Origin of the sequence: Streptomyces sp. NPDC006798 (genome assembly GCF_040635975.1) — a bacterium.
GTDB lineage: Bacteria > Actinomycetota > Actinomycetes > Streptomycetales > Streptomycetaceae > Streptomyces.
The window spans coordinates 32,636-56,432 of sequence record NZ_JBEYIS010000023.1 but is presented as its reverse complement, the minus strand read 5'-3'; the positions used below and the strand labels follow the sequence as shown (position 1 = coordinate 56,432).

The following is a 23,797-nucleotide window of genomic DNA, read 5'->3' as shown; positions in this document are numbered from 1 at the left end:
TGAGGGCCCTGGACGGCACAAGGGCCCGGGCCCCGGACCGGTGAGGCCCCCGGAGGGCGAGGCCCCCGGGGCTACGGGAGCGTCAGGCCCCAGGCGCCCGCGCGGACCGACCAGGTGCGGGTGCGGACCGGGCCCGTGATGACCGCGTCCGCCCGGTAGCGGAAGTCCGGGCCGGAGACCGTGACCGTCTGCGCCTTCACCGTGACCGGCGCGACCGGGCCGGCGCCCGTGTGGCGGACGGTGATCTCGGCGCGGCCGTGGGCCGTACGGACCGTGACGTCGGCCACTTCCTGGTCGAGGTCGCAGAGCAGCGCGCCGTCCGCCTCGACCCGGAGCCGCAGGCCCGGTCCGGCCACGCCCACCGGGGCGACCCGGGGCCGTCTGCCGAGGAGGGTCCGCCAGGCGCCCCGCAGCGGGCCGGGGCGGGTGCCGGGGGTGACGGGGATGGCGAGGTCGCCGACGACGACGCCGTCGCTCTCGTCGACCAGGAGGTCGAGCCGGCGTACCACCCCGTCCAGTGCCGCGCGGGCCGCCGCGACGGGCCCGGCGGGGACGCCGAGGGAGTGCGCGAGCCGGACGGCGGCCCCGACCGGTACCAGGGAGAGCGCGCCGTCACCCAGCCAGCGGTCCCGGTGCAGCAGGGCGACCGCCCGCAGCAGCGCCCGGTCGTCGCCGATGATCACCGGACGCCGGGAGCCGCGCCGCGCCAGGGCCCTGGCGAACTCCTCCGGGCTCTCCGGCAGGCAGATCTTGGCCCGGGATCCACCGCACAGGACGTCCTTCGCGATCCGCGCCGATTCCCCGTCCTGACGGCGGGCGACCGGGTCGATGACCACCAGCAGCCGGTCGTGATCCGACACCTCGGTCCTTCCTCGGGTAGCATCTTTGTGCAAGAGCCCCTTGCGCGATTGCGCCAGGGGCTTCGTCTATTCCGGGGCAACCGGTCCGAGGGATCCAGGAAAAACACGGGACACACTGATCCCCCTGACCTTGGACATGCCCCGCCCGGAAGGGGTGTACGCCTGTGCCCGCACTTGTGCTGCTCGGTGCTCAGTGGGGTGACGAGGGCAAGGGGAAGGCCACCGACCTGCTCGGCGGGTCCGTCGACTACGTGGTGCGTTACCAGGGCGGCAACAACGCCGGTCACACGGTCGTCGTCGGCGACCAGAAGTACGCGCTGCACCTCCTCCCCTCCGGAATCCTGTCACCGGGCTGTACCCCGGTGATCGGCAACGGTGTGGTGGTCGACCCGGCCGTCCTGCTCTCCGAGCTGAGCGGGCTCAATGACCGTGGTGTCGACACTTCCAAGTTGCTGATCAGCGGAAACGCCCATCTGATCACGCCGTACAACGTCACGCTGGACAAGGTGACGGAACGGTTCCTCGGAAAGCGGAAGATCGGTACGACGGGCCGGGGCATCGGCCCCACCTACGCCGACAAGATCAACCGCGTCGGCGTCCGGGTCCAGGACCTGTACGACGAGTCGATCCTCACCCAGAAGGTCGAGGCGGCGCTGGAGCAGAAGAACCAGCTCCTCGCCAAGGTCTTCAACCGCCGGGCGATCGAGACCGGCCGGATCGTCGACGAGCTGCTCCAGTACGCGGACCAGCTCCGCCCGTACGTCGCCGACACGACCCTGATCCTCAACGACGCCATCGACGAGGGCAAGGTCGTCCTCTTCGAGGGCGGCCAGGGCACCCTGCTCGACGTGGACCACGGGACGTACCCCTTCGTCACCTCGTCGAACCCGACCGCGGGCGGCGCCTGCACGGGCGCGGGCGTCGGCCCCACCAAGATCACCCGGGTCATCGGCATCCTCAAGGCGTACACGACCCGCGTCGGCGCCGGCCCGTTCCCGACGGAGCTGTTCGACGAGGACGGCGAGGCGCTGCGCCGGATCGGCGGCGAGCGGGGCGTGACCACCGGCCGTGACCGCCGCTGCGGCTGGTTCGACGCGGTGATCGCCCGGTACGCGACCCGGGTCAACGGTCTGACGGACTTCTTCCTGACGAAGCTGGACGTCCTCACCGGCTGGGAGCAGATCCCGGTCTGCGTGGCGTACGAGATCGACGGCAAGCGGGTCGAGGAGCTGCCGTACTCGCAGACCGACTTCCACCACGCCAAGCCGGTCTACGAGATGCTGCCGGGCTGGTCGGAGGACATCACCAAGGCGAAGACCTTCGACGACCTGCCGAAGAACGCGCAGGCGTACGTGAAGGCGCTGGAGGAGATGTCGGGCGCGCCGATCTCGGCGATCGGTGTGGGTCCGGGCCGGACCGAGACGATCGAGATCAACTCCTTCCTCTAAAGGACGCGTACGGAGCGGCGCCCGGTACGGGAATCCACGGATTCCCGCGCCGGGCGCCTTCGTATGCTCATCGGTCTATTAGCTCTCAGGTGGGAACCCTCGCATATTCGTCCCCATTCGCGGCTACTCATGGTGTCGATCGGTAGCACACCGTGAGTTCGTGAGTGAAGGGATGTGGGCCCGTATGCGTTTTGGTCCGAGAGGTCTGCGAACGAGGGGTGCGCGAGCCGCGACCGTCGTGTCGGCCGTCGCGCTGGCGCTGGGAATGTCGGGTACGGCGACCGCCGGCGCGCCCGTGCCGCTCGCCGAGGGGGCCGCCGCCGCGACCACGGTCCAGCAGGTCACCCTGCGGCTGTCGAGTGATCCGGGGCAGGTCGTCAACGTCAAGGGCGCGTCGACCGCCAACGGCGCCGAGGTCATCCAGTGGCCCTGGTCGGGCGCGGCCAACGAGCGGTGGGAGCCGGAGCCCGCGGACTGGGGCTACCACCGCTTCAGGTCGGCGCACAGCGGGCTCTGCCTCAACGTCGAGGGCGGCGGGGACGAGAACGGCGCCCGGATCATCCAGTGGACCTGCGGCACCGCCGACAACGAGCAGTGGCGGTTCGTCGCCAAGGGGCGCGGCTATCAGATCGTGGCCCGCTCCAGCGGCAAGTGCCTCAATGTGGCGGGCGGGGTCGGCCAGGGCCGTCAGCTGATCCAGTACACCTGTACGGCGAACGGCGCGGCCAACGACGTCTGGCTGCCGGTCTGGGAGCAGGTCTGACGGGTCCGGCAGGTCCGCCGGGCCGGTTGACGCGTCATCGTGGGTTGACACCCTGGTCGGGTGTCAACCCCGATCGTCTTACGGGCGTCGGCGGCGGCCGGGGTCCGGCCACCGCCCGCCCCGGCGCCGGAACAGGTGTTTGTCCAGCGTCGCGCAGATCCCGAAGAGCAGGGTGCTCGCCATGGCGGTCCACAGCACCGGGGTCGACCAGGCCGGGGCGGACGACACCATCTCGGTGTCGTCGTACTCGCACCACTGGTCGGGCGGAAAGACGTCGAATCCGGTGGCGGTCAGATCACCGGACGACGAGGCGTAGCGGCAGTCGTTGGATTCGGGCAGCAGCAGAAGCGCGGAGGACGCGTAGGCGAGGCTCAGTGCGACGACGGACCAGCCGAACGCGATCCATAGCGGGCTGCGGTACGAAGACGATTGGGGGACGGGGTCGCAGGCGCTCATTCTCCATGCCTAGGGGGTGGGTTCGGACACGATGGACCTGTGGCGGTGCGGGCGGTGAACCTGGCGTCGGTACGGGAATACGACGCCGCCCCCGCTCGCGGGGTTTCGCGCGCCCGGAGAGATTGTCGTCATGTCCCCATCATGCCGATGCCTGCCCGCCTTCCGCCGCCCGGTCCGCCGTCCGGACGCGCCCTACCCGGCGGTACGGCTCGTCGTCCCGCTTCCGATGCTTTTCGGCCGCCCTTCTGTCGGCCGGCCCGCCCGTATGTGAAAGCCCGGGCGGGCCGACGGGCCGACGGGCCCGAGCGTGCGGCGTCCGGTGCGGAGCCCGGCCCCCGGCCCCGGTCGCATGGGACGTTGATCGCCATGACAGGTCAGATCTGGGTGTCGTTCATATCGTTGGGCGGCGTCGTCCTCGGCGGCTTACTGTCCTATCTCGTCCAGCACCGGACCCAACTCTCGGCCGAACGCGCCGAACAGGGCCGCCAGCTCCTCGCCGTCTCGGAGACCCGGCGGGCGGAACGGCCGGCGCTGCTGGAGCGGTTCATCGAGGTAGCGGCGGACGCGGAGCGCTCGGCGTTCAGCCCGCCCTCCCGAGTTCGACGAGACCCACCCCTGGCACCTCAGGACCCAGGACGTCATGAACCGGCTCTGGGTCGCGGACCGGCTGATCCGGATTCAGTTCCCGCTGCCCGTGCACGATGCCGCCCACACCTACTTCCTCGATCTCAACCGGACCGTATGGGAGGGGCCGCCCGACGGCGAGAGCCTCCGTGACTGCCTGGAGGCCAACCGTCTGGCCTTCCTCGACGCGGCCCGTACCGCCATGGGGTGACAGCCGGACCGCGGCGCCCGCGGTATCCGCACCGCCCGCCCGCGCCGACGGGCCCGGGGTATAAGCCCCGGGCCCGTACCGCCTCCCCGCCCCTGTGTTACGCCACGACCGCGGGCGCCCCCGTCGCCGGCTCGGCGAACTGGGTGCGGTACAGCTCCGCGTACCGGCCGTCCGCCGACAGGAGTTCGTCGTGGGTGCCCTGTTCCACCACCCGGCCCGACTCGACCACCAGGATCAGGTCGGCGGCGCGGACCGTGGACAGGCGGTGGGCGATGACCAGGGCCGTACGGTCCGCCAGCGCCTCCGTCAGGGCGGCCTGGACCGCCGCCTCCGAGGTGTTGTCGAGATGGGCCGTCGCCTCGTCGAGGACGACGACGCGCTGGTTGGCCAGGAGCAGCCGGGCGATCGTCATCCGCTGGCGCTCGCCGCCGGAGAGCCGGTAGCCCCGTTCGCCGACGACCGTGTCGAGGCCGTCCGGCAGGGCCCGGACCAGCGGGGCGAGCCGGGCCCTCGCCAGGGCCGACCACAGGTCGTCCTCCGACGCGTCCGGGCGGGCCAGCAGCAGATTGGCGCGTACGGACTCGTGGAAGAGATGGCCGTCCTGGGTGACCATGCCGACCGTGGCGCGCAGGGACTCGGCGGACAGTTCGCGGACGTCGGTACCGCCGATCCGTACGGTGCCCGCGTCGACGTCGTAGAGCCTGGGCAGCAGGGCCGCGATGGTCGACTTGCCCGCGCCCGACGTGCCGACCAGGGCGATGGTCTGGCCGGGTTCGGCGCGGAACGAGACGCCCTTGAGGACTTCCTCGCCGCCCCGGGTGTCGAGCGCCGCGACCTCCTCCAGGGACGCGAGGGAGATCTTGTCCGCCGACGGGTAGCCGAACCGGACGTCCTCGAACTCCACGGACAGCGCCCCCTCCCGGGTCTCCCGGGCGTCCTCGCGGTCCTCGATCAGCGGCTTCAGATCGAGCACTTCGAAGACCCGCTCGAAGCTGACCAGCGCGCCCATCACCTCCACCCGCGCCCCGGCGAGTGCGGTCAGCGGTGCGTAGAGCCGGGTCAGCAGCAGGGCGAGGGCGACGACGGCACCGGGTTCCATGCTGCCGCGCAGCGCGTACCAGCCGCCGAGGCCGTAGACCAGGGCCAGCGCGAGGGCCGACACCAGGGTGAGGGCGGTGATGAAGACGGTCTGCGCCATCGCGGTCCGTACCCCGATGTCCCGGACCCGCTCGGCCCGTTGGGCGAACTCGCGGGACTCCTGGCCGGGCCGGCCGAACAGCTTGACCAGGGTCGCGCCCGGCGCCGAGAACCGTTCCGTCATCCGGGTGCCCATCTCGGCGTCGAGCCGGGCCCCCTCCCGCTGGAGGGCCGCCATCCTGGTGCCCATCCGCCGGGCGGGCAGGACGAACACCGGCAGCAGTACCAGCGCGAGCAGGGTGATCTGCCACGACAGGGTGAGCATCACGATCAGGGTGAAGAGGAGGGTGACGATATCGCCCGCGACCCCGGAGAGCGTGCTGCTGAAGGCCCGCTGCGCGCCGATGACGTCGTTGTTGAGCCGGCTGACCAGGGCGCCCGTCCGGGTCCTGGTGAAGAAGGCGACGGGCATTTTCTGTACGTGGTCGAAGACGGCCGTCCGCAGATCGAGGATCAGGCCCTCGCCCAGCCGGGACGAGAGCAGCCGCTCGACCACGCCGAGTCCGGCCTCGGCGACGGCGATCACGGCGATCAGCAGCGCCAGCCGGATCACGGTCCCCGGGTCGCCGCCGCCGACGATGGTGTCCACGACCCGTCCGGCGAGTACCGGGGTCGCGACGGCGAGCAGCGCCGTGAGGACGCTCAGTCCGAGGAACCGGATGATCCGGCCCCGGTGCGGGCGGGCGAAGCCGGCGATCCGGCGCAGGCTCGCCCGGTTGAACGGACGCCGGTCCTGCTCGGCGTGCATGGCTCGGTATGCCTGCGTCCAGGCCGTGGTCTCCATACTCATAACGGGAACCGTAGAACCTCAACCAATCTTGAGGTCAACTGCGAGGGCGGATCACCCGCAGATCGGCGTTCGGGTCCCGGCCCGGGCAGCGGCGCCCTACGCTCGTCCCGTTCGGCCCGCGCGGCGCATACGGACGGAGGCACCGATGAGGAACCCGGGCGGCGATCCCGGATCGCTGACGATGTATATGACGGGGGGACCGGTCGCCGTACCGGCCACCATCTCGGGCGTACGGGACGCCCTGCCCGAGACCGAACGCGCCCGGTTCACCGACGAGATCGAGTCGATACCGGCCGACGGGCTGCAAATGGCGCTGATGCGCTGGGCGATGCTGATCCCGACCGAGCAGGACGCGGCCGAGGAGGAGCTGACCGCCCGGCTGATCGCGGGCGACTTCTCCGGGGTGACGTACACCGACGACCTGGGCGACGACGAGTACCGGGGCGCCCCGTGACGTACCGGATCGCCTATACCGACGAGGCGGGCGCGGGCCGGGCCGCCCTCGGCCGGATACGGCGGAAGGAGTTCGACACCGGGGTGGCGGCGCTCTCCCGCGATCCGTACGGCGTCGGATCGTGCGGGGTACGCGGCAACCGGGACCGCCGGGACGCCTCGATCGGCCGGATCGCGGTGGTCCGCTACGAGGTCAGCCCGGGGGTCGTGACGGTGACCGTGCTCCGGGTCGTCCCCGCGCCCTGAATCCGCGCCCTGGGCCCGGCCGCGCGCGGGAAGTGGAGTGAGAGACCCCCGGGCCGGGGCCATTCGAACCCGGGGGCCGGTCTCGTACGAGACGACGGGACCGCTACGCCTCCGCCGCCCGGGCCGCCTCCGCGGGCTCTTCCGGCCTGCGCAGCACCGTCCGCAGTACGCCCTCCAGCAGGCCCGCCGGGTCCGGGACGAGTGCCGGACTCCGCCAGGCGACATGGCCGTCGGGACGGACCAGGACCGCGCCCGAGCCGGTGATCCCGTACGCCTCCGTCCAGTCACCGGCGATCTCCCCGGGCAGCGCCCCGAGGACACGCGCCGACAGCGGCACCCCGAGCCGGTCCGCCGCACGCCCGGCGGCGGCCGTCCACTCGGCACCCGCGCCCCCGGCGGCGAGCAGGGTGAACCCGGGCCCGAACAGATCGAGTACGGAACCGCCGTCCGCGCCGAGCGGCAGATGCGGCGCGCGGTGTCCCGGCCGGGCCGTGGGCCGGTAGTCGGTATACGGGTCGGCGGCCGTCTCCCCGGGCTCCGGCTCCGGGTCGGCCTCGGGGACCAGCGCCCCCTCGGTGTAGTGGAAGCCCAGGATGATGCCGTCCTTGACCCGCCGCTTCGGCAACTCCTCCCGCCAGCGGTCCCAGTTGCCGGTGGCGATGGCGTCCGCGTTGTTGGCCCGGTCCTCGCGGGCCGTCCACTCGGCGACCGGGCGGCGCTCGGGGTCGTAGCTGTCGAGGAGTTCCCGGCCCGCCCAGCCGTGGACGACGGCCGCCAGCTTCCACGCCAGGTTGTGGACGTCCTGGACGCCCAGATTGAGTCCGGAGCCGCTGAACGGCGTCACCAGATGGGCCGCGTCACCGGCGAGATGGACCCGGCCGGACGAGAGGCGTTCGGCGACCTGGCTCCGGCTGGTCCAGTGCGACTCCTCCAGCACCTTCACCGCCAGCGCCGGATCGCCCGCGACCGTACGGACCAGATCCGCCGGGTCCGCCGGGGCGGCCGTGTCCGCCGGGTCCTCCAGGATCCGGTTGAACGTCCACCGGTCGGGGACCGACGTCGGCTGGAGATAGCCGCGCACCCCGTCGGATTCGAGGAAGGTGATGGTGGCCCGCAGCTCCCCGAGCAGGGGGCCGAGCGCCGCCTCGAAGAGGACCTGGTGGTTCTCGGTGACGGGCCCGCCGCCGAGCAGCTCCGTACCGATGGAGCGGCGGACGGCGCTGTGCGCCCCGTCGCAGCCGACCAGCTGGCGGCAGCGGATCCGGCGGGGTGTGCCGTCGGGGCCGGTCACGGTCGCCGTGACCCGGTCGTCGGCGGTCTCGACCCCGGTCAGGGTCGTGCCGTAGCGGATCCGGGTGGTGTCGAGCCGCCGCCGCAGTACGGACTCCACCACGTCCTGCGGGCACATCACCGTCGACGTCGGGCTGAACGAGGCGCGCCGCCCGGCGACCAGGCTCTGCGCGAGCAGGGTGTCCGGGGTGTTCAGCGCCGCGAGGGTGGTCGTGAAGGCGAACCGCAGCCCCGCCCGCTCCTGGGCGAGGGCGGTACCGGCGATCTCGTCGGCGACGCCGAGGGTCCGGAAGACCTCCATACTGCGGGCGTTGACGGCCCGGGAGCGCGGCAGGACCGACGGCGCGGTCCGCCGCTCGATCAGCAGATGGGGGACGCCGAGCCGGTCGAGGAGGAGGGCGAGGGTCAGCCCGGCGGGCCCGGCGCCGACGACGAGTACGGGTACGTCGTCGCTGACGGGCACCGGGTCCGAAGCGGCGTGCGGGGCGGTTCCCCGGGAGGCTGCGGAGGCCGTGGTCACGGGATGGTCCTTTCGAGTACGGGTTCGCCCGCGGGGCCGCCCGCGGCGGGATCGCCCCGCCACCGGCGGGCCCGGCGGCGCAGCGGGCCGATCAGCAGATGCTCGGCGAGCAGGGCGACGGCCACCGCGACGGCGGCCCAGGCGAATACCTCGTCGGTGGCGAGGTTGGTACGGGCGGTGGCGATCCGGGCGCCGACCCCGTCCGGGGCGGCGAGCAGTTCGGCCATGATCACGGTGCGCAGCGATGTGGTGGTCACCAGCGCGACCGAGGCGAGCAGGGGCGCCGTCAGGGCCGGGAGCACCAGATGGCGCAGCCGGTGGACGAGCGGTACGCGGAAGGCGGTGGCCATCTCCCGTAGTTCGGGGTCGAGGGCGCGCACCGCCTCGGCTATCGCGACCGCGACGACCGGCACCGAGACCAGGGTGGCCACGAAGACGGGCACCTCGCCGCCGCTGCCCCACCAGACCATGCCCATGACGACGGGCACGATCGGCGGGATCCCCAGCAGCAGCGCCCGCAGCGGTCTGCCGAGCCCCTCCGCGAGACTGCTGCCACCGCCGATCAGTCCCCAGGCGACACCGATCAGCAGGGCCAGTACGGAGCCGGTGAGGGCGCGGCCGAGACTCCGTACCACCTCTTCGTAGAGCACCCCGTCGGCGGCGAGCCGCCCCAGCGCGTCGGCGGTCTCGGCGGGGGAGGGGACGAGGACGGCGGGCTGCCGGGCGGCCCACAGCTGCCAGAGCCCGAGCAGAACCGCCGTACCGGCGGCGACGAGCGCCGTGTCACGAGCCTTCCGTGACATAGAGTTCCGCACCCGGCACCTTCCCTCCCAGCAGGGCCGGCGAGGCGGCGGCGAGTTCCTGGAAGAGGGCGGTCAGCTCGCCCTTGACGTCGGCCGCCGTGCGGTACGCCGGGTCGAGGCGGCCGAGCAGTCCGGTGATCAGGGGCTGGGGCGCGCCGGTGCGTTCGGCGACGCCGGGCGCTATGTCGGCCGCGCGGGAGACCGCGTTCTGGGTGGAGCGGGCGAGGGCCTGGTGGAGCGTACGGACGACCTCGGGGTTGGCGTCCGCGTACTTGCCCCGGACGCCGATGGCGTAGGTCGGCAGGGTCTCCCGGCCGGTCTTCTTCTTCCACTCGGCGCCCAGGGTGAGGACCGGCTTCTTCGGCTTCCCCGCCGACTTGGCGCGGGCCGACGCCAGGCTCGCCTGGTGCTCGGGGAGCAGCGCGTAATCCGCCTTCCCGGCGCCGACGGCGGTCAGCAGGTCCGGCAGGCCGGGATGGTTGACGACGGTGACGTCCTCGCCGGGCTTGAGCCCGTTCTTCTCGGCCAGGCTGCGGAAGAGGACGTCGTTCACATCGCCCTTGAAGGCGATGTGCACGGTCTTGCCGCGGAGCGACTCCCAGGACGTGCCCGCGTCGGCCGGTCCCACCAGGACGTCGACCGGGCCGTCGAGGACACCGAGGATCCGGACGTCGACGCCCCGGCTGTGCAGATTGGCGGCGATATTGCTGGGCAGGGTGAGGACGTCGACGGAGCCGCTGGTGAGCTGGGTCCGCATCTCGTCCGGTGAGCGCAGGGCGCTGAAGGAGACCTTCCCCGCCTCCGTCTTCAGCTCGGAGTCGGTCCGCAGTCCGGCGGTGACGGCGTCGAGTACGGCGTTGGGCGCGACACCGATCCGCAGCCCCGACGACTTGCCCTCGTCCCCGGAGTCCCCGCAGCCGGTCAACAGGGCCGCCGCCACCAGGACGTGGGCGGTCACCGCGAGCCGGACGCGGGACGAACGGGGGGTGCGGAGGACGGGCGTGATCACTCGGGCGCTCCTGAGCTGTAGGTGTGGTGCGGTCCTGAGGGGGGCGCCGCCGGGGTGGCGGGGTCGTGCGCCGTGCTGTGTGCCCGGGGGCCCTGGGGGCCCGGGGTGCGGGTGCCGGCGGGGGCGCCTTGGGCGTCGGGGCCGGGGCCGGGTTCGGGGGCGTCCGGTGCCTGGTCTTCGGGGCCGGTGAGGGCGGCGACGATCTCCGCTTCGGCCCGGATCGCCGCCTCGCCGTCCCGGCCGCCGTCCGGGGTCGGGCCCAGCGGCAGGATCCGGTGTCCGCCGGGCCGGATGATCAGCGCCTGCCGGGCGGTGATCGCGGCCTCGTGGGGGTCGTGGGTCGACCACAGGACCGTGGAGCCCGCGTCCCGGGCCAGTTCCAGCAGGGTCCGCCGCACCTCGGCGCGGAGCGTGATGTCCAGCGCCGAGACGGGTTCGTCGAGGATCAGCAGGGGGGCTCGTACGATCAACGCCCGTGCCAAGGCGACGCGTTGGCGCATTCCGGTCGAGAGCGCGGCGGGATAAGCGGGGGCGGAATCGGCCAGTCCGAGCCGGGTCAGCAAGGTACGGGCATGGTCGCGGTCGGCGTCGGAGGGGCGGCGGCCGAGGGCGAACACCACATTCTCCAGGGCGGTCCGCCAGGGCATCAGCCGCGGCTCGGCGAAGGCGTAGCCCACCCGGCCGGGCGCGGTCACCACCCCCGCCGACGGCTTGTGCAGCCCGGCCGCCAGCCGTAACAGGGTGCTCTTCCCGACCCCGGACGGGCCGAGCACGGCGAGGACGGTCCCGGCGGGAACATCCAGGTGGAGATCGTGGAACAGCCGTCGCGCGCGGTACGCGTGCCCGACGGCGCGGAACGTGACTCCCCCTGCGGACATCCGCCCCCCAGAACGTGTCGGATCTCTACCCGTCGGCCAACCGCCGTCTGCCCGCGGCCTGTTCGTGCCCCGATCAGCTAAGGCGAGCCTAACTATAGAGTACGACTCCAATCAACGCCGCGCCCGTTACCTCCCCGGTATCGCGTGTGATGGGGTGCGGCGGTTGCGGGTGCAACGGTTGCTGGCGGGATTTGCCCCTTGGCGGGAGCGGGAGCGGGCTGCCAACCTGTCGGCTCCGCCCGCGATGTGACGGACGGTACGGCGGTGACGGGGCGGACGTATGCCCCGGGACGGACGCGATGGGCCCGTCGCGCCATTCACCCCGGTGTGTCCGGGCCTGTCGGGGTATGCCCCGGCGGGTCCACGCGGTCCGCCGCGCACGGCGCGTCGGTACCTCGACTCATGCGTTTCCTCATTCGATCTCTCATCCGATCTCTCGTCGGATTCGAGCAGGAGGTTCAGTCATGCGGTTACGGAGCACCCTCTTCGCGGCCCTGGGCGTGGGATGCGCCCTGGTGGCCACCTCGGCCACCCCGGCATCGGCCGCCCCGCAGGTGCGGTTCGCGAGTGTGGCCACCGGCAAGTGCCTCGACAGCAACGGCGCCGGGAACGCCTACACGCTGGGCTGCAACGGCGGCGCCTACCAGCGCTGGACGGTGGAGTTCAACGGCACCGGAGGCGGACTGATCAAGAACGTGGCCACCGGCAAGTGCCTGGACAGCAACGGCGCCGGTGATGCGTACACGCTCGGCTGCAACGGCGGTAACTACCAGCGCTGGACGGTACGGGAGTCGGGCGCGGGCGTCATCGTCTGGCGGAACGTGGCCACCGGCAGGTGCCTGGACAGCAATGGCGCAGGGAAGGTCTACACGCTGGGCTGCAACGGCGGCGACTACCAGCGCTGGCGGTCGTGACCCCCGGTTGAACGGCTGAGGCCCGCGGCTCCGCTCCGGAGCCGCGGGCCTCAGTGGCCGTCGGCCCGGACGCGGGCCGTCCGGCGGCCGGTCACCCGGCGGGCGGGGTGCCGCGGAGCGCCGCGAGCGCCTGCCGGGCGAGCCAGGGCTCGGCCTGCTCGTAGGGCCATCCGTTGTCGTCGACCAGCGTGAAGTAGCCGCTGTAACCGAAGTAGAACCACAGGATGTCGGTCGCCTGATCGGCCGTCATCTCCGGGTGGGTACCGCCGATTCCGTGCAGATGCGCGGCGACGAGGGCGAGCGCCTCCCGGTAGCGCCCGGTCCCGATCGCCAGCCCCTCGGCCGCGTCCTCGTTGTGGGGCGCCGTCGCGATCAGGATGCGCATGATGTCGCCGAAGCTCTCCCGCATGGACCGTGTCACGGCGGAGAGCTGCCGTAGCAACCCCTCCGGGTCGGTGAGCGAATCCAGCTCGTCCATCTTCTCGGCGACGATCGGGGCCTGACTCCAGATGTCCACCAGGGTTCGCAACAGCCCCTGCTTGCCGCCGCCGACGGCGTAGACGGTCGTCGGGGCGACCCTGGCCTCGGCGGCGATCTCCTCGACCGTGGTCGTGAAGTACCCCTTGCGCGAGTAGAGCAGCCGGGCGGCGTCGACGATGGCCAGCCGGGTGGCCTCCGCGTAGTCGCTCCGCCGGCTTCTGTGCGGTGTGGACATGATCGTTCCTTGCCGTTCTCCGGACTCCGTTGCCCGGCTACGTTAATCGGAGTTAGACTCCGATGAGTGGATTGCTTCTTTGATCGACATTGATCGATTGATCGACGAGTGCGGTAACGGCCCGGCGGGCCGTACGGCGAGCGTAGGGAGGAGCACGGCGGTGACCTATCCAGGGGGAGGGGCGGCCGGGCGCTCGGAGCTGGCCACCCGCTTACGCCAAGTGGTCGCCCCGGAGCGGGTGATGACCTCCGGCCCCGGCTACGACACCGGCCGCACGCTCTGGAACGGGGCGGTCGACCGCCGCCCTGCCGTCGTGCTGCGCTGCGGGGACCCGGCCGACGTCCGGGCGGGCGTACGGATCGCCGGGGAGCTGGGGGTCCCCTTGTCCGTCCGGGCGGGCGGCCACGGCTGGACCGGCTCAGCCGTCGCCGATGACGGTCTGACCATCGACATCGGCGGACTGCGGCGGGTGACGGTCGACGCCGGGGCGAAGACGGCCGACGTCCAAGGCGGCGCCACCGCCGGGGAGCTGATCGCCGCCACCGAGCCCCGCGGCCTGGTCGCGGTGACCGGGACCGTCGACGCGGTGGGGGTGGCCGGGCTCGCCCTGGGCGGCGGATACGGCCCGCTGACCGGCCGGTTCGGTCTCGCGGTCGACAATGTGCTGGCCGCCGATGTCGTACTCGCCGACGGTACGGAGCTCACGGCGGACGCCGACCACGAGCCGGACCTCTTCTGGGCGCTGCGCGGCGGCGGGGGCAACTTCGGGGTGGTGACCTCGGTCCGGGTCGCCCTGCACACCGTGCCCGCCGTCCTCGGCGGGGTGATCCTCTATCCGTGGGCGCAGGCCGGGGCCGTGCTGGCGGCCCTGGCGGAGACGGCCCTGACCGCCCCGGACGAACTGACCTTGCAGAGCGGCATCGTGACCGGACCCACCGGGGAGCCCGTGGTCTTCGCGGCCCCCACCTGGTGCGGTGAGACGACCCGCGGCGAGCGGGTGCTGGCGGAGCTGACCCGGCTCGGGGACCCCGTCGTCCACCGGATCGCCCCCACGACCCTCACCGAACTGCTCCGGCGGAACGGCGAATCCTTCCCCGCCGGGCGGCATGCCGAGGTCCGCCCGAGGAACCTGCCCGGCCTGACGCCCCGGGCGGTCGACGCGCTCGTCGCCGGAGGCGAGTCGATGACCTCGGCGCTGTCCGCGGTCTCCCTGCACGTCCTGCACGGCGCGGCGGCCCGGGTCCCCGTCGACGACACGGCCTTCGGTATCCGCACTCCGCATCTGATGGCGGAGAACATCGCCCTCTGGGAGCCGTCCGACCACCGGGCGGCGGAGCACCGCGACTGGGCCCGCGACCTCTCGGACGCCCTGTCCGGCGAGGCGCTGCCGGGCGGCTACGTCAATCTGCTGGCCCCGGACGAGACGGACCAGATCGCCCACGCGTACGGCCCCAACCGGGACCGTCTGCCGGCGGTGAAGCGGAAGTTCGACCCGGCGGGGGTCTTCTCCGCGACCCCGCTTCCACCGGACGCCGGTCCGCCCCCGGGCTCCGGCCGTCCGGCGGACTCCGGTCCTTCCGCGGACTCCGGTTCGCCCCCGGATCCCCGCCACCCCTGACCACCTGCCGCACCACCGGCCGGCGGAAGTCTCCGCGGGCCGTACTCAACCGTGCGAGAGAAAAAGGTGAACCATATGAAGAGGAAGAAGACCTTTCTGGCCGGCGCCGTCGCCGGAGCGCTCATGACGGCGGCCTCGGTCGTGACGGGAGGCACCCAGGCGGTCGCGCACCCCAACGACTGCCCCAACGGCTATGTCTGTGTCTGGGGTGACAGCAACTACGAGGGGCGTTTCCTCTTCGTCCCGGGGACCAGCCGCTCCAACGTCGGCAACCACATGAACGACCACACCACGTCCCTGTGGAACCGCACCGGCTCCCGGGTCTGCTTCTACGACCACGCCGACTACCAGGGCTCCGTCCTGGCGATCGTGAACCCGGGCGACTGGCGCGGCAACGTCGGCCCCACCGCCAATGACCGGATCAGCTCCTGGCGGGCCTGCTAGCAGGGCTCCCGGCGGCCGGAGTGCCTGACGGCCGCCGGTAGGAAGGGGGAAAAAGGCGCGGCCCGGCGCAGGGAGTGCGCCGGGCCGCGCCCGGATGCCACGGGGCGGAGCCCTGATTCAGGCCCTCCCCGATCGGTGTGGTCAGCCGAGCTTCTTCAGCTGGGCGTCGGCGACGGCCTTCGGCTGCTCGGCCTTGCCGGAGAGGCTGATGGTCGTCACGGTGAAGATCTCGTTGCCCTTGCGGACGACGACGGTCGGGGTCTCGATCTTCATCCCCTCCCCGTCCATGGTCAGCGTGTAGGCCAGGGCCTCGTCGCCGCCGGTGTAGGCGGCCGGAGTGACCTTGGTGACCTTGTTGCTGTCGGACTTCACCTTGCTGACGAAGCCCGCGCCGCACGACTCGCCGGCCTTCTTCAGCTCGGCCATCGCCTTCGTGGCGCCGTCACCCTCGTAGCTGCCCAGGCCGAGAGAGGTGATCGACATCAACTTGATGGACTCCATCGCCTCCTCGAACTCCTTGTCGGAGCTCTCCTCCGTCAGCCTGCCGTCGGTGGGCAGCGGCGGCGAGACGCGGCGGATGATGGTGTTCTTCGCCTCGCCGGGTACGCCGCCCAGCATGACCGTGCTCAGCGCCTTGCACTCGGGCTTGTCGCTCGTCGCGACCTGCGCGTCCTTCAGCTCCGACAGCGGACGATTCTTGACTTCCTGGGGCTTCACATCGGCCGAGACGATGGCGAGCTTGTCCAGCTCGGCCTGTGTCTTCGCGGGGGCGGACTTCTTCGTGTCGTTCTTGGCGCCGTTCGAGCTGTTCGAGTCGTCCTTCTTGTCGTCGCCGCCGCTGCAGGCGGAGAGCAGCAGGGCGAGGGAGACGGCGGAAGCGGCGACGGCGCCCCGGCGGAAAGCGGTGCTCTGCATCAGAGGAGTCCTTGTGACAGAGGGAGGCGGGCTCAGCCGAGCTTCTTCAGCTGGGCGTCGATGACGGCCTTCGGCTGCTCCGACTTGCCGGAGAGGTTGAAGCTGAAGATGGAGAAGACCTCGTTGCCCTTGCGAACCACGACGACCGGGGCCTGCATCGACTCGCCCTCGGCGTCCACCGACACGGTGTAGGCGAGGGCCTCGTCACCCCCGGCGTAGGTGGCCGGGGCGACCTTGGTGACCTTGGTCTTGTCGGACTTGATGGTGCTGGTGAAGCCCGCGCCGCACGCCTCGGCGGACTTCTTGAGGTCGGCCACCGCCTTCGTGGCGCCGTCACCCTCGTAGCTGGCCAGGGTCAGCATGGACATCGACATGTTCTTGAGGGCGTCCATGGACGCGGCGGCCTGCTCCTCGGGGGTGCCGGTCTTCGGCGGCTCCATGCCTGTGGTGACCCGGCGCGACACCGAGGCGGCGGACTCGCCCGGGGCGCCACCGGCCATGACCTTGTTCAAGGTGGCGCACTCGGACTTGTCGCTCTTCGCGCCCGCCGCGTCCTTGATGTCGGAAGCGAGGGCGGGCTTGACCTCGTGCTTCGCCCCGCCCTTCACATCGGCCGAGACGATGGCGAGCTTGTCCAGCTCGGCCTGTGTCTTGGCCGGGGCCGACTTCTTCGTGTCGTTCTTCGCGCCGTTCGAGCCCTTCGACTCGTCCTTCTTGTCCTCGCCGCCGCAGGCGGAGAGCAGCAGGGCGAGGGAGACGGCGGAAGCGGCGACGGCGCCACGGCGGAAAGCGGTGTTCTGCATGAAGGGAATCCTTGCAATGGGGAGTTGAGATTGATGAACGGTGATTGCAGGCGGAAACCCGGAGGGGAGGGCAGCGGAAACCAAAGGGGGGAGTTCCTACTGCTTGATGTAGCGGAGCGGTTCTCCTCCCGAACCGACCAGCTCACGAACGATCGTCGAGCCGTCCGGCATGGTGAGGGTGCTCCACTGCCCGGGTGAGCAGGACGCGCGGTCCCCCGTCTCGACCTCGGTGGGACCGAGTTCGAGCGGTGTACCGGCGGACTTCAGCGTCGCCGACCAGGTGCAGGAGTATCCGGGGCCGGTTCCGGTGAGCTTCATGACCTTCTCGCCGGTGGTGCCGTTCCCGATCGTCATCGTTCGGATGTTCTCGCCCTGGGACGACGCGAAAGTCGCACGCCAGGTGCCCAGATAGGCCCCCGGTATGTCGCCCCCGCTGTCGGGAACCGTATCACTGGTCCCACTATTACCGGGATCCGGTTTTTCGGTCGTCTTCCCGGCGGGCTTTCTGGCGGAATCGGCACCGTCGCCGGTCGATTTGACCGCGTAAACAACCCCGACGACGACCAAGGCACCGATACCGAGCGCCGCGGCCAGAACGAGCCGGGCCCTTCTTCTGCGCCGGTCGCCCGCGCGGAGCACCCGGCCGGGCGGGTTCATCGCCCCGGAATGAGACGACGGCGGCGGCCCCGGCGTCTCCGCGACCGTCCCGGCCGTGCCGGACACCCCGGCACCCGGACCGACTTGCGGCAGCGGCCCGGGAACGGCCCCCGGACCGTGGCCGATCGGCTGCGGTCCGCTGAGACCACCGGTCCCGCCCGGTGCCGCCGTCTCCGGTCCGCCCCCGTACGCGTACCCGTAGTCGTAGCCGTACGACGGTTCATCCGGCGTCCCGCCCGGCAGCGGCGGGGTCACCGGCAGGTCGGCCCGGCGGTGCGCGCCCGTGTTGTGCTCGAACTCCAGCAGACGTACCGCGTGCCGCCCCAGTTCGGCGACGAGCGCGCCCGGGAGCCACGGTTCGGGATCCGCCCCGATCGCCGTCGTCCGGGCGACGATCTCCGCCGGTGCCGGACGCCCCTCGGGGTCCTTGCGCAGACAGTCCCGTACCAGCTCCAGCAGCCCGCCCGGCAGGCCGGCCAGGTCCGGTTCCTCCTCGGCGATCCGGAACATCACGGCGTGCCCGGCGCTGTCCGCCGGGCCGAACGGCAGCCGTCCGGTGGCCGCGAACATCAGGATCGTGCCGAGGCAGAACACATCGGCGGCGGGCGTCAGCCGCAGCCCCCTGACCTGTTCCGGCGCCATATAGCCGGGTGAGCCGACGACGGCCCCGGTCCGGGTGATCCCGGCGTCCGCCGACGCCTCCAGGGCGCGGGCGATCCCGAAGTCGATGACCCGGGGGCCGTCGATGGTGATCAGGATGTTGGAGGGCTTCAGATCGCGGTGGACGAGACCGGCGCCGTGGACGGAGCGCAGGGCGTGGGCGAGGCCCCGGCCGAGGATCCGTACGGAACGTTCCGGCAGCGGCCCGTGGACCCGGTTGACCACATCGCTGAGCGCGGGCCCCGCCACATAGCCGGTGGCGACCCAGGGCACGGCCGCCTCCGTGTCGGCGTCCAGGACGGGCGCGGTCCATTCGCCGCCGACCCGGCGGGCCGCGTTCACCTCGTGCCGGAACCGGGTCCTGAAGGACTCCTGCGCGGCGAGTTCGGGCCGGACGAGTTTGACGGCGACCGTACGGCCCCGGTCGCTGCGGGCCAGATAGACCTGGCCCATGCCGCCCGCGCCGAGCCGGGCGATCAGCCGGTACGCGCCTATGCGTCGCGGATCCCCAGGCGCCAGCTGTTCCATCGCTTCCCCCCGGACCCGCATCCCCGTCGCTGGACGCTTCGAGGATAGGCGGCGGCCGGACGGTCCTTCGCACGGGCCCGGAGTCCGCCCCGGTCGCCGCCCCGGTAACCCTCCCGGGGCGGGCCGTGGCGCCGACCGGCGTCATCGGGCCGCGACGCCGTTCACCCGATGGCGGGAAGATCCCCGGCGGCCCTTTCCGCCGGTCGCGCCGGGCCCAACACTGGCCCGGCGGGACGAGCCCAATCCCCCCATCGCGGTTCGTCCCGCCCTCCTGTCCTCCTGCTGTTCCTCCGGGCTCCGCCCTGCCTTTCGGGCTGTGCCCGGACCTGCGAAAGGTGTTCCTATGCGTACGGGGAAGAAGTCCCTGGCAGCCCTGGCGGTCATGGGCGCGGCGGCGTTCGGGCTGTTCACCGGGCCCGGCGCCCAGGCCGCGACGGCGACGCTGTACTCGGCCGAGTCCTTCGCGGGCCTCTGTCTCCAACTGCGCCCCGCGGACCAGGTGCTGGTCCAGCAGGACTGTCTGGGCACGGCGGACCAGCAGTTCGAGTTCATCTCGGCGGGCGGCGGCGCGTACGAGATCCGCGATCTGGGCACCGGCCGCTGCCTGGAGGTGAAGGACGCCAGTACGGCGGTGGACGCGGGGCTCGTCGGCGCGCTCTGCGGCGGGCTGCCGCACCAGCGGTTCCAGCCGATCGCCGGGGCCGAGGGGTATGTGATCCACACCGTCGCGGGCCAGTGCCTCGATGTGAAGGGCGGAAGCGAGGCGGCGGGCGCGCCGATCGTCCAGTCGGAGTGCGCCCTCGCCAAGGAGAGCCAGCAGTTCGCGATCGAGGCGATCCAGCCGTAGCGCACGGGCGGCGGCGGTACGGCAGCGGCGGTACGGGTCCGGAGGCGCCCGCCTCCGGACCCGTACCGCCGCTCCCGTACCGCCCGCTACGCCTGTTCCGCCTCCGTCAGCTCCGTCATCACCGCGCCCAGCCGCTCCAGCACCCGGACCGTCTCCGCGAACCCGGCCGGGCCGAGGGCGTCGGCCAGCTCGGCGGCGAGCGCCGTGTGACCCGGGTCGAGCAGCCGCAGGGCCGCCCGGCCGTCGTCGGCGGCCACGAGGAGCTTGGCCCGGCGGTGCGCCGGATTGGGCCGGTACGCCGCGAACCCCCGCCGCACCAGCAGATCGGCGGTCCGCTGGACGCTCTGCCTGGCCAGGCCCATCGACCGGGCCAGGTCGGAGACGGTCCGCGCCTCACGGGCGACCGCGCCCAGCACCTGCCAGGAGGCGGCCGTCAGCCCGCCGTCGGCGGCGATCCGCTCGGAGACCGTGATGAAGTGGCCGTTGAGCCGGAAGACGCCGAGGGCGGTCCGGGTCAGCAGCTCCCGGGCGTCCGGATCGGATGCCGTCTCCCGGGCGGCGGCCGGACTCACTCCGTACCGCCTTCGCCTTCGCCGCCTTCGAGGACGGCGTAGGCCGACACGTCGGAATCGTGGAAGAGGCGGTACCAGGCGTCGAGCCGCTCGCCCTCGAAGACCCCGAGCCGGGCGAAGACCTCACGGGCGAGGGCGACGGGCTCGGTCGGCCCGGCGGTGATCAGATCCCGGTCGGTGACGGCGTCGGCCTCGCGGTAGCGGTCGCCCCCGGCGTAGCCGGTGACCGCCAGATAGTAGGAGACGGCACTGGTGTGGTCCCGGTCGTCCAGCAGCCCCTCCCGGGCGAGCCCGGACGTGGCGCCGCAGATCGCGGCGACCGGGACACCCGCGTCGAGGAAGGTCCGGGCCTTGGCGGCGAACGGGGCCAGCTCGTCACCGTCCTCCCAGGCGCTCGCCCCGGTGAGGATCAGCAGTTCGCTCCCGGCGGGGTCGAGTTCGGCCAGCGCCATGTCGGGCTGGATCCGGAGCCCGCCCATGGTGGTGACGGGGTCGGTGGTGAGTCCGACCGTCCGTACCGTCCAGCCGTTCCGGGCGAGATGGGCGGTGGTGTAGCCCGTCTCCCAGTCGGCCCAGGTGTCGTACACGGCCAGATGGACGGTGCCGGGGCGGGTTCCGTGCGGGGTCGCTGTCGTCATGACAGAAGACTGTCATCATGACAGCATGCTGTCAATTGGTGGAGTCCCGGCGGGCCGCCGGGGGCCGACAGAACGCCGCAGACCACCGGCGCATCACAGACAACGTGCCGCTGCCGGGGCGGGCGCGGGCTGCCTACCCTGACGCGTATGACCCCTCCTCCGAACCCCCGCGACCCCGCCGCCACCACCGCTTCCGCGCCCGCGCCCGACGCCGCCGCCGGTGCCGCCGTGAAGGCCGCCGACCGGGACCATGTCTTCCACTCCTGGTCCGCCCAGGGGCTGATCGACCCCCTCGCCGTCGCCGGGGCCGAGGGCTCGTACTTCTGGGACTACGACGGCCGCCGCTATCTCGACTTCAGCAGCGGCCTGGTCTTCACCAACATCGGCTACCAGCACCCGAAGGTCGTCGCCGCGATCCAGGAGCAGGCCGCGAAGCTCTGCACCTTCGCCCCGGCCTTCGCCGTCGAGTCCAGGTCCGAGGCGGCCCGGCTGATCGCCGAACGCACTCCCGGTGAACTGAACAAGATCTTCTTCACCAACGGCGGCGCCGAGGCCGTCGAGAACGCCGTCCGGATGGCCCGGCTGCACACCGGCCGCCCCAAGGTTCTCGCCGCCTACCGCTCGTACCACGGCGGCACCCAGACCGCGATCAACATCACCGGCGATCCGCGCCGCTGGCCCTCCGACAGCGGCACCGCCGGAGTCGTCCGCTTCTGGGCGCCGTACCTCTACCGCACGCAGTTCCACGCCACGGATGAAGCGGAGGAGTGCGCGCGGGCCCTGCGGCACCTGGAGGAGACCATCCGCTTCGAGGGCCCCGGCACCGTCGCCGCGATCATCCTGGAGACCATCCCCGGCACCGCCGGGATCATGGTCCCGCCGCCCGGCTATCTGGCGGGCGTCCGGGAGATCTGCGACCGGTACGGCATCGTTTTCGTCCTCGACGAGGTGATGACCGGCTTCGGCCGGACCGGCAAATGGTTCGCCGCCGAACACTTCGACGTCGTCCCCGACCTGCTGACCTTCGCCAAGGGCGTCAACTCCGGCTACGTACCGCTGGGCGGCGTGGCGATCTCCCCCGAGATCGCCGCCACCTTCGACCAGCGGCCCTACCCCGGCGGACTCACCTACTCCGGCCACCCGCTGGCCTGCGCCGCCGCCGTCGCCACGATCAAGGTGATGGCGGAGGAGGACGTGGTGAACCGGGCCGCCGCGACCGGCGACCGGATCATCGGCCCCGGCCTGCGCGAACTCGCCGAACGCCACCCGAGCGTCGGCGAGGTCCGGGGTATGGGCGTCTTCTGGGCCCTCGACCTGGTGAAGGACCGCGAGACCCGCGAGCCCCTGGTGCCGTACAACCCGTCCCCGGCGGAGAACGCGCCGATGGGCGCCTTCGCGGCGGCCTGCAAGGCGGGCGGGCTCTGGCCGTTCGTCAATATGAACCGCACCCATGTCGTCCCGCCGTGCACGATCACGGAATCGGAGGCGAAGGAGGGCCTGGAGATCCTGGACGCGGCGCTTTCGGTGGCGGACGAGTACGCGGCCTGACTCTTGCGGCGGCGCTAGCCGATCACATCGTCGGGCGAGGGCCCGGCGCCGTGCTCGGCGGCGCAGCCGGGGCAGGCGTACTGCACCATCGGCGGGCCGCTGGCGCGTTCGGTCACGCCGACTATGACCGGGGCTCCGGTGGGCTGTGCGCAGTACGCGCACGGCGGGGTGAAGGGGTCCGGGGCGTCGTGGAGAAGTGCCTCGCGGGTCACGGGGTCACCCCGCCGGTGCCTGGTAGGCGACGCCGAGTTCGTCCCAGGCGGTGGCGTAGAACCGCTCCCGCTGCTCCGGCGTGAGCGCGTCGGCTTCCGGGGCGCGGAAGACCTCGCGCGCGGTCTGGGCGCTGGGCCCGGTCCACGGCCGCAGCCACGGCGATTCATGGCCGGGCGGTACGGGGGGTATGGACCGGGTCGATCCGGCGGCCCGATGCCGTCCCCGGGCCGGAAGTAACCGGTGCGGCATCCATGTGAACGCGTGGGCGATAAGGTCGCGCATGTCGGTTCAGCTCCTCAGAAAGCTGATCGGCGGAGCCCCGATGGACCGGGTCTAGGCGGTCCATCGGGGCGTTTGCCGCCGGGAGTTCAGGAGTTACGTCCCTTGTACGGGCGAGGGCGCTGAATGGCCTTGGCCTCGGCGGGTCCCCGGCGGGCGATGCCGAGATCGTCGAGGAGCGCGGCGAGCCACCCCTGGCTCACGCCGTACTCATGGGCGAGCCGGGTGACCGACGCACCCATCAGATACCGGTCGACCACCCGTTCCTGCGCGATGACGACCCGCTCCTGGGCGGCGCTCATCGGATCCGCCTCCCGCCCGACCCGGGCCCGGGCGGGGGCGCGGCCGTCGGTGTGGGCGGTGTTCTCGTGCATGGCCCGCAGATCACGGACCCGTAGAAACGGCTCGACCAGCCTCGCCGCCGCCATGTGACGCATCCGCGCCCGAAGGTTCCGGCACACCTCGCAGCGCTCCGGGTCGGGCGGGAAGCCACGCGGCCAGGTGAGATCGTCTTCCATGGTTCGCCACCAGGCTTTCTGTACGGCCGGGGGAGGGGGGCGGCGCCCTCAACACCGCCCCCCGTTGCCGCTCCGCGCGATTCTCCGCAGCATCGAGAGGTGTGCTGCCGCGCGGAACGGGGTTCAGGGGGATCTAGAGGATGTGCGACAGCCCTTTGCACCGGACCCGCTGGAACCGGGCGAGGGCGCCGAGCTGGTACCGCTCGGCCGGGGTCGCGGGACGCAGTCGCGTGTACGAGCGCGTCCAGGTGTTCCCGGCGGGCCGGATCACGGTGACGGTGTGCCCCTGTATTCGATGCACCATCGCGGGCCGGTCCGAATCCCGGTCGAACACCACGGCGCCGACCTTGACTTCGGACACATCCGCGAACGAGGCGGGC

Annotated in this window: 26 protein-coding genes and 1 pseudogene; 10 read left to right on the top strand and 17 right to left on the bottom strand. The window is 72.1% G+C overall.

The features are described 5' to 3' along the window. Positions 1-71: 71 nt before the first annotated feature. A complete protein-coding gene (locus ABZ714_RS17825) occupies positions 72-860 on the bottom strand; it encodes a diacylglycerol kinase (RefSeq protein WP_358826173.1) in 789 nt (262 codons plus the stop codon). A gap of 164 nt (positions 861-1,024) precedes the next feature. Here ABZ714_RS17825 and ABZ714_RS17820 point away from each other — a divergent pair, with 164 nt between their 5' ends. After that, complete coding sequence (locus ABZ714_RS17820; protein WP_358826172.1) at positions 1,025-2,308, top strand: adenylosuccinate synthase; 1,284 nt, start codon at positions 1,025-1,027, stop codon at positions 2,306-2,308. 238 nt (positions 2,309-2,546) lie between these two features. Continuing rightward, positions 2,547-3,071: an RICIN domain-containing protein gene (locus ABZ714_RS17815; protein WP_358826171.1), complete on the top strand. Its 525-nt coding sequence runs from the start codon at positions 2,547-2,549 to the stop codon at positions 3,069-3,071. Positions 3,072-3,149: 78 nt separating this feature from the next. Here the strand turns inward: ABZ714_RS17815 and ABZ714_RS17810 are convergent, their stop codons facing one another. Beyond that, positions 3,150-3,527 carry a hypothetical protein gene (locus ABZ714_RS17810; RefSeq protein ID WP_358826170.1) on the bottom strand — a complete coding sequence of 126 codons (378 nt, stop codon included), beginning with the start codon at positions 3,525-3,527 and terminating at the stop codon, positions 3,150-3,152. A 366-nt stretch (positions 3,528-3,893) separates the two neighbouring features. Between ABZ714_RS17810 and ABZ714_RS17805 the strand changes: the two are divergent. After that, positions 3,894-4,362: pseudogene (locus ABZ714_RS17805) on the top strand (hypothetical protein). A 97-nt stretch (positions 4,363-4,459) separates the two neighbouring features. Here the strand turns inward: ABZ714_RS17805 and ABZ714_RS17800 are convergent. Beyond that, the gene (locus ABZ714_RS17800; RefSeq protein WP_358826169.1) at positions 4,460-6,349 is read right to left on the bottom strand and encodes an ABC transporter ATP-binding protein; all 1,890 of its coding nucleotides are present in this window, start codon (positions 6,347-6,349) and stop codon (positions 4,460-4,462) included. Positions 6,350-6,494: 145 nt separating this feature from the next. On the opposite strand from ABZ714_RS17800, the gene ABZ714_RS17795 reads away from it, so the two are divergent. Together ABZ714_RS17795 and ABZ714_RS17790 are read left to right on the top strand one after the other, a co-directional pair. After that, the gene (locus tag ABZ714_RS17795; protein ID WP_358826168.1) at positions 6,495-6,803 is read left to right on the top strand and encodes a hypothetical protein; all 309 of its coding nucleotides are present in this window, start codon (positions 6,495-6,497) and stop codon (positions 6,801-6,803) included. Continuing rightward, positions 6,800-7,048: a hypothetical protein gene (locus ABZ714_RS17790; RefSeq protein ID WP_358826167.1), complete on the top strand. Its 249-nt coding sequence runs from the start codon at positions 6,800-6,802 to the stop codon at positions 7,046-7,048. Before ABZ714_RS17795 ends, ABZ714_RS17790 begins: the two co-directional genes overlap by 4 nt. Before the next feature lie 103 nt (positions 7,049-7,151). Here ABZ714_RS17790 and ABZ714_RS17785 read toward each other — a convergent pair whose 3' ends face one another. Genes ABZ714_RS17785 through ABZ714_RS17770 form a run of 4 tightly spaced genes read right to left on the bottom strand, consistent with a single transcriptional unit; the run spans position 7,152 to position 11,548 of the window. Continuing rightward, positions 7,152-8,858, bottom strand: a complete 1,707-nt coding sequence (locus ABZ714_RS17785) for an FAD-dependent monooxygenase (RefSeq protein ID WP_358826166.1) — start codon at positions 8,856-8,858, stop codon at positions 7,152-7,154. Continuing rightward, positions 8,855-9,661, bottom strand: a complete 807-nt coding sequence (locus ABZ714_RS17780; RefSeq protein WP_358826165.1) for an ABC transporter permease subunit — start codon at positions 9,659-9,661, stop codon at positions 8,855-8,857. Before ABZ714_RS17780 ends, ABZ714_RS17785 begins: the two co-directional genes overlap by 4 nt. Next, on the bottom strand, positions 9,642-10,670 hold the full coding sequence (locus ABZ714_RS17775; RefSeq protein ID WP_358826164.1) for an MqnA/MqnD/SBP family protein: 1,029 nt from the start codon (positions 10,668-10,670) through the stop codon (positions 9,642-9,644). The genes ABZ714_RS17780 and ABZ714_RS17775 overlap by 20 nt, the downstream gene beginning before the upstream one ends. After that, positions 10,667-11,548 (bottom strand): ATP-binding cassette domain-containing protein, encoded by an 882-nt coding sequence (locus tag ABZ714_RS17770; protein ID WP_358826163.1) that lies wholly within the window; start codon positions 11,546-11,548, stop codon positions 10,667-10,669. The genes ABZ714_RS17775 and ABZ714_RS17770 overlap by 4 nt, the downstream gene beginning before the upstream one ends. A 464-nt stretch (positions 11,549-12,012) precedes the next feature. Between ABZ714_RS17770 and ABZ714_RS17765 the strand changes: the two genes are divergently transcribed. Further along, a complete protein-coding gene (locus ABZ714_RS17765; RefSeq protein WP_358826162.1) occupies positions 12,013-12,462 on the top strand; it encodes an RICIN domain-containing protein in 450 nt (149 codons plus the stop codon). 91 nt (positions 12,463-12,553) lie between these two features. Here ABZ714_RS17765 and ABZ714_RS17760 read toward each other — a convergent pair whose 3' ends face one another. Further along, the gene (locus tag ABZ714_RS17760; protein ID WP_358826161.1) at positions 12,554-13,177 is read right to left on the bottom strand and encodes a TetR/AcrR family transcriptional regulator; all 624 of its coding nucleotides are present in this window, start codon (positions 13,175-13,177) and stop codon (positions 12,554-12,556) included. Positions 13,178-13,337: 160 nt separating this feature from the next. Here ABZ714_RS17760 and ABZ714_RS17755 point away from each other — a divergent pair, with 160 nt between their 5' ends. Together ABZ714_RS17755 and ABZ714_RS17750 are read left to right on the top strand one after the other, a co-directional pair. Then, complete coding sequence (locus tag ABZ714_RS17755; RefSeq protein WP_358826160.1) at positions 13,338-14,795, top strand: FAD-binding oxidoreductase; 1,458 nt, start codon at positions 13,338-13,340, stop codon at positions 14,793-14,795. 75 nt (positions 14,796-14,870) lie between these two features. Next, positions 14,871-15,239 carry a peptidase inhibitor family I36 protein gene (locus ABZ714_RS17750; RefSeq protein WP_358826159.1) on the top strand — a complete coding sequence of 123 codons (369 nt, stop codon included), beginning with the start codon at positions 14,871-14,873 and terminating at the stop codon, positions 15,237-15,239. Between the two features lie 141 nt (positions 15,240-15,380). Here the strand turns inward: ABZ714_RS17750 and ABZ714_RS17745 are convergent, their stop codons facing one another. The 3 genes from ABZ714_RS17745 to ABZ714_RS17735 form a co-directional block, all read right to left on the bottom strand. Then, positions 15,381-16,154, bottom strand: coding sequence for a hypothetical protein (locus tag ABZ714_RS17745; protein ID WP_358826158.1), 774 nt, complete (start codon positions 16,152-16,154; stop codon positions 15,381-15,383). Positions 16,155-16,186: 32 nt separating this feature from the next. Further along, complete coding sequence (locus ABZ714_RS17740; RefSeq protein ID WP_358826157.1) at positions 16,187-16,957, bottom strand: hypothetical protein; 771 nt, start codon at positions 16,955-16,957, stop codon at positions 16,187-16,189. Positions 16,958-17,053: 96 nt separating this feature from the next. Continuing rightward, positions 17,054-18,802 carry a serine/threonine-protein kinase gene (locus ABZ714_RS17735; protein WP_358826156.1) on the bottom strand — a complete coding sequence of 583 codons (1,749 nt, stop codon included), beginning with the start codon at positions 18,800-18,802 and terminating at the stop codon, positions 17,054-17,056. Positions 18,803-19,145: 343 nt separating this feature from the next. Between ABZ714_RS17735 and ABZ714_RS17730 the strand changes: the two genes are divergently transcribed. Beyond that, a complete protein-coding gene (locus ABZ714_RS17730) occupies positions 19,146-19,649 on the top strand; it encodes an RICIN domain-containing protein (protein WP_358826155.1) in 504 nt (167 codons plus the stop codon). An 86-nt stretch (positions 19,650-19,735) separates the two neighbouring features. Here ABZ714_RS17730 and ABZ714_RS17725 read toward each other — a convergent pair whose 3' ends face one another. Together ABZ714_RS17725 and ABZ714_RS17720 are read right to left on the bottom strand one after the other, a co-directional pair. Further along, positions 19,736-20,221 carry a helix-turn-helix domain-containing protein gene (locus ABZ714_RS17725; protein WP_358826154.1) on the bottom strand — a complete coding sequence of 162 codons (486 nt, stop codon included), beginning with the start codon at positions 20,219-20,221 and terminating at the stop codon, positions 19,736-19,738. Beyond that, positions 20,218-20,859 (bottom strand): DJ-1/PfpI family protein, encoded by a 642-nt coding sequence (locus ABZ714_RS17720; RefSeq protein WP_358826153.1) that lies wholly within the window; start codon positions 20,857-20,859, stop codon positions 20,218-20,220. The genes ABZ714_RS17725 and ABZ714_RS17720 overlap by 4 nt, the downstream gene beginning before the upstream one ends. Before the next feature lie 147 nt (positions 20,860-21,006). On the opposite strand from ABZ714_RS17720, the gene ABZ714_RS17715 reads away from it, so the two are divergent. Then, positions 21,007-22,407 carry an aspartate aminotransferase family protein gene (locus ABZ714_RS17715; protein WP_358826152.1) on the top strand — a complete coding sequence of 467 codons (1,401 nt, stop codon included), beginning with the start codon at positions 21,007-21,009 and terminating at the stop codon, positions 22,405-22,407. Positions 22,408-22,421: 14 nt separating this feature from the next. On the opposite strand, the gene ABZ714_RS17710 is transcribed toward ABZ714_RS17715, so the two are convergent. The 4 genes from ABZ714_RS17710 to ABZ714_RS17695 form a co-directional block, all read right to left on the bottom strand. Beyond that, positions 22,422-22,619: a hypothetical protein gene (locus ABZ714_RS17710; protein WP_358826151.1), complete on the bottom strand. Its 198-nt coding sequence runs from the start codon at positions 22,617-22,619 to the stop codon at positions 22,422-22,424. Positions 22,620-22,623: 4 nt separating this feature from the next. Then, on the bottom strand, positions 22,624-22,902 hold the full coding sequence (locus ABZ714_RS17705; RefSeq protein WP_358826150.1) for a hypothetical protein: 279 nt from the start codon (positions 22,900-22,902) through the stop codon (positions 22,624-22,626). A gap of 86 nt (positions 22,903-22,988) precedes the next feature. After that, complete coding sequence (locus tag ABZ714_RS17700) at positions 22,989-23,417, bottom strand: hypothetical protein (protein ID WP_358826149.1); 429 nt, start codon at positions 23,415-23,417, stop codon at positions 22,989-22,991. Positions 23,418-23,550: 133 nt separating this feature from the next. Beyond that, the gene (locus tag ABZ714_RS17695; RefSeq protein ID WP_358826148.1) at positions 23,551-23,778 is read right to left on the bottom strand and encodes a hypothetical protein; all 228 of its coding nucleotides are present in this window, start codon (positions 23,776-23,778) and stop codon (positions 23,551-23,553) included. Positions 23,779-23,797: the final 19 nt, after the last annotated feature.

Bases quoted from the DNA above. Each gene is read 5' to 3' on its own strand.
- ABZ714_RS17810 (WP_358826170.1), bottom strand. From the start codon at position 3,527: ATGAGCGCCTGCGACCCCGTCCCCCAATCGTCTTCGTACCGCAGCCCG.
- ABZ714_RS17800 (WP_358826169.1), bottom strand. From the start codon at position 6,349: ATGAGTATGGAGACCACGGCCTGGACGCAGGCATACCGAGCCATGCAC.
- ABZ714_RS17795 (WP_358826168.1), top strand. From the start codon at position 6,495: ATGAGGAACCCGGGCGGCGATCCCGGATCGCTGACGATGTATATGACG.
- ABZ714_RS17780 (WP_358826165.1), bottom strand. From the start codon at position 9,661: ATGTCACGGAAGGCTCGTGACACGGCGCTCGTCGCCGCCGGTACGGCG.
- ABZ714_RS17770 (WP_358826163.1), bottom strand. From the start codon at position 11,548: ATGTCCGCAGGGGGAGTCACGTTCCGCGCCGTCGGGCACGCGTACCGC.
- ABZ714_RS17765 (WP_358826162.1), top strand. From the start codon at position 12,013: ATGCGGTTACGGAGCACCCTCTTCGCGGCCCTGGGCGTGGGATGCGCC.
- ABZ714_RS17760 (WP_358826161.1), bottom strand. From the start codon at position 13,177: ATGTCCACACCGCACAGAAGCCGGCGGAGCGACTACGCGGAGGCCACC.
- ABZ714_RS17750 (WP_358826159.1), top strand. From the start codon at position 14,871: ATGAAGAGGAAGAAGACCTTTCTGGCCGGCGCCGTCGCCGGAGCGCTC.
- ABZ714_RS17745 (WP_358826158.1), bottom strand. From the start codon at position 16,154: ATGCAGAGCACCGCTTTCCGCCGGGGCGCCGTCGCCGCTTCCGCCGTC.
- ABZ714_RS17740 (WP_358826157.1), bottom strand. From the start codon at position 16,957: ATGCAGAACACCGCTTTCCGCCGTGGCGCCGTCGCCGCTTCCGCCGTC.
- ABZ714_RS17735 (WP_358826156.1), bottom strand. From the start codon at position 18,802: ATGGAACAGCTGGCGCCTGGGGATCCGCGACGCATAGGCGCGTACCGG.
- ABZ714_RS17730 (WP_358826155.1), top strand. From the start codon at position 19,146: ATGCGTACGGGGAAGAAGTCCCTGGCAGCCCTGGCGGTCATGGGCGCG.
- ABZ714_RS17720 (WP_358826153.1), bottom strand. From the start codon at position 20,859: ATGACGACAGCGACCCCGCACGGAACCCGCCCCGGCACCGTCCATCTG.
- ABZ714_RS17715 (WP_358826152.1), top strand. From the start codon at position 21,007: ATGACCCCTCCTCCGAACCCCCGCGACCCCGCCGCCACCACCGCTTCC.
- ABZ714_RS17705 (WP_358826150.1), bottom strand. From the start codon at position 22,902: ATGCGCGACCTTATCGCCCACGCGTTCACATGGATGCCGCACCGGTTA.
- ABZ714_RS17700 (WP_358826149.1), bottom strand. From the start codon at position 23,417: ATGGAAGACGATCTCACCTGGCCGCGTGGCTTCCCGCCCGACCCGGAG.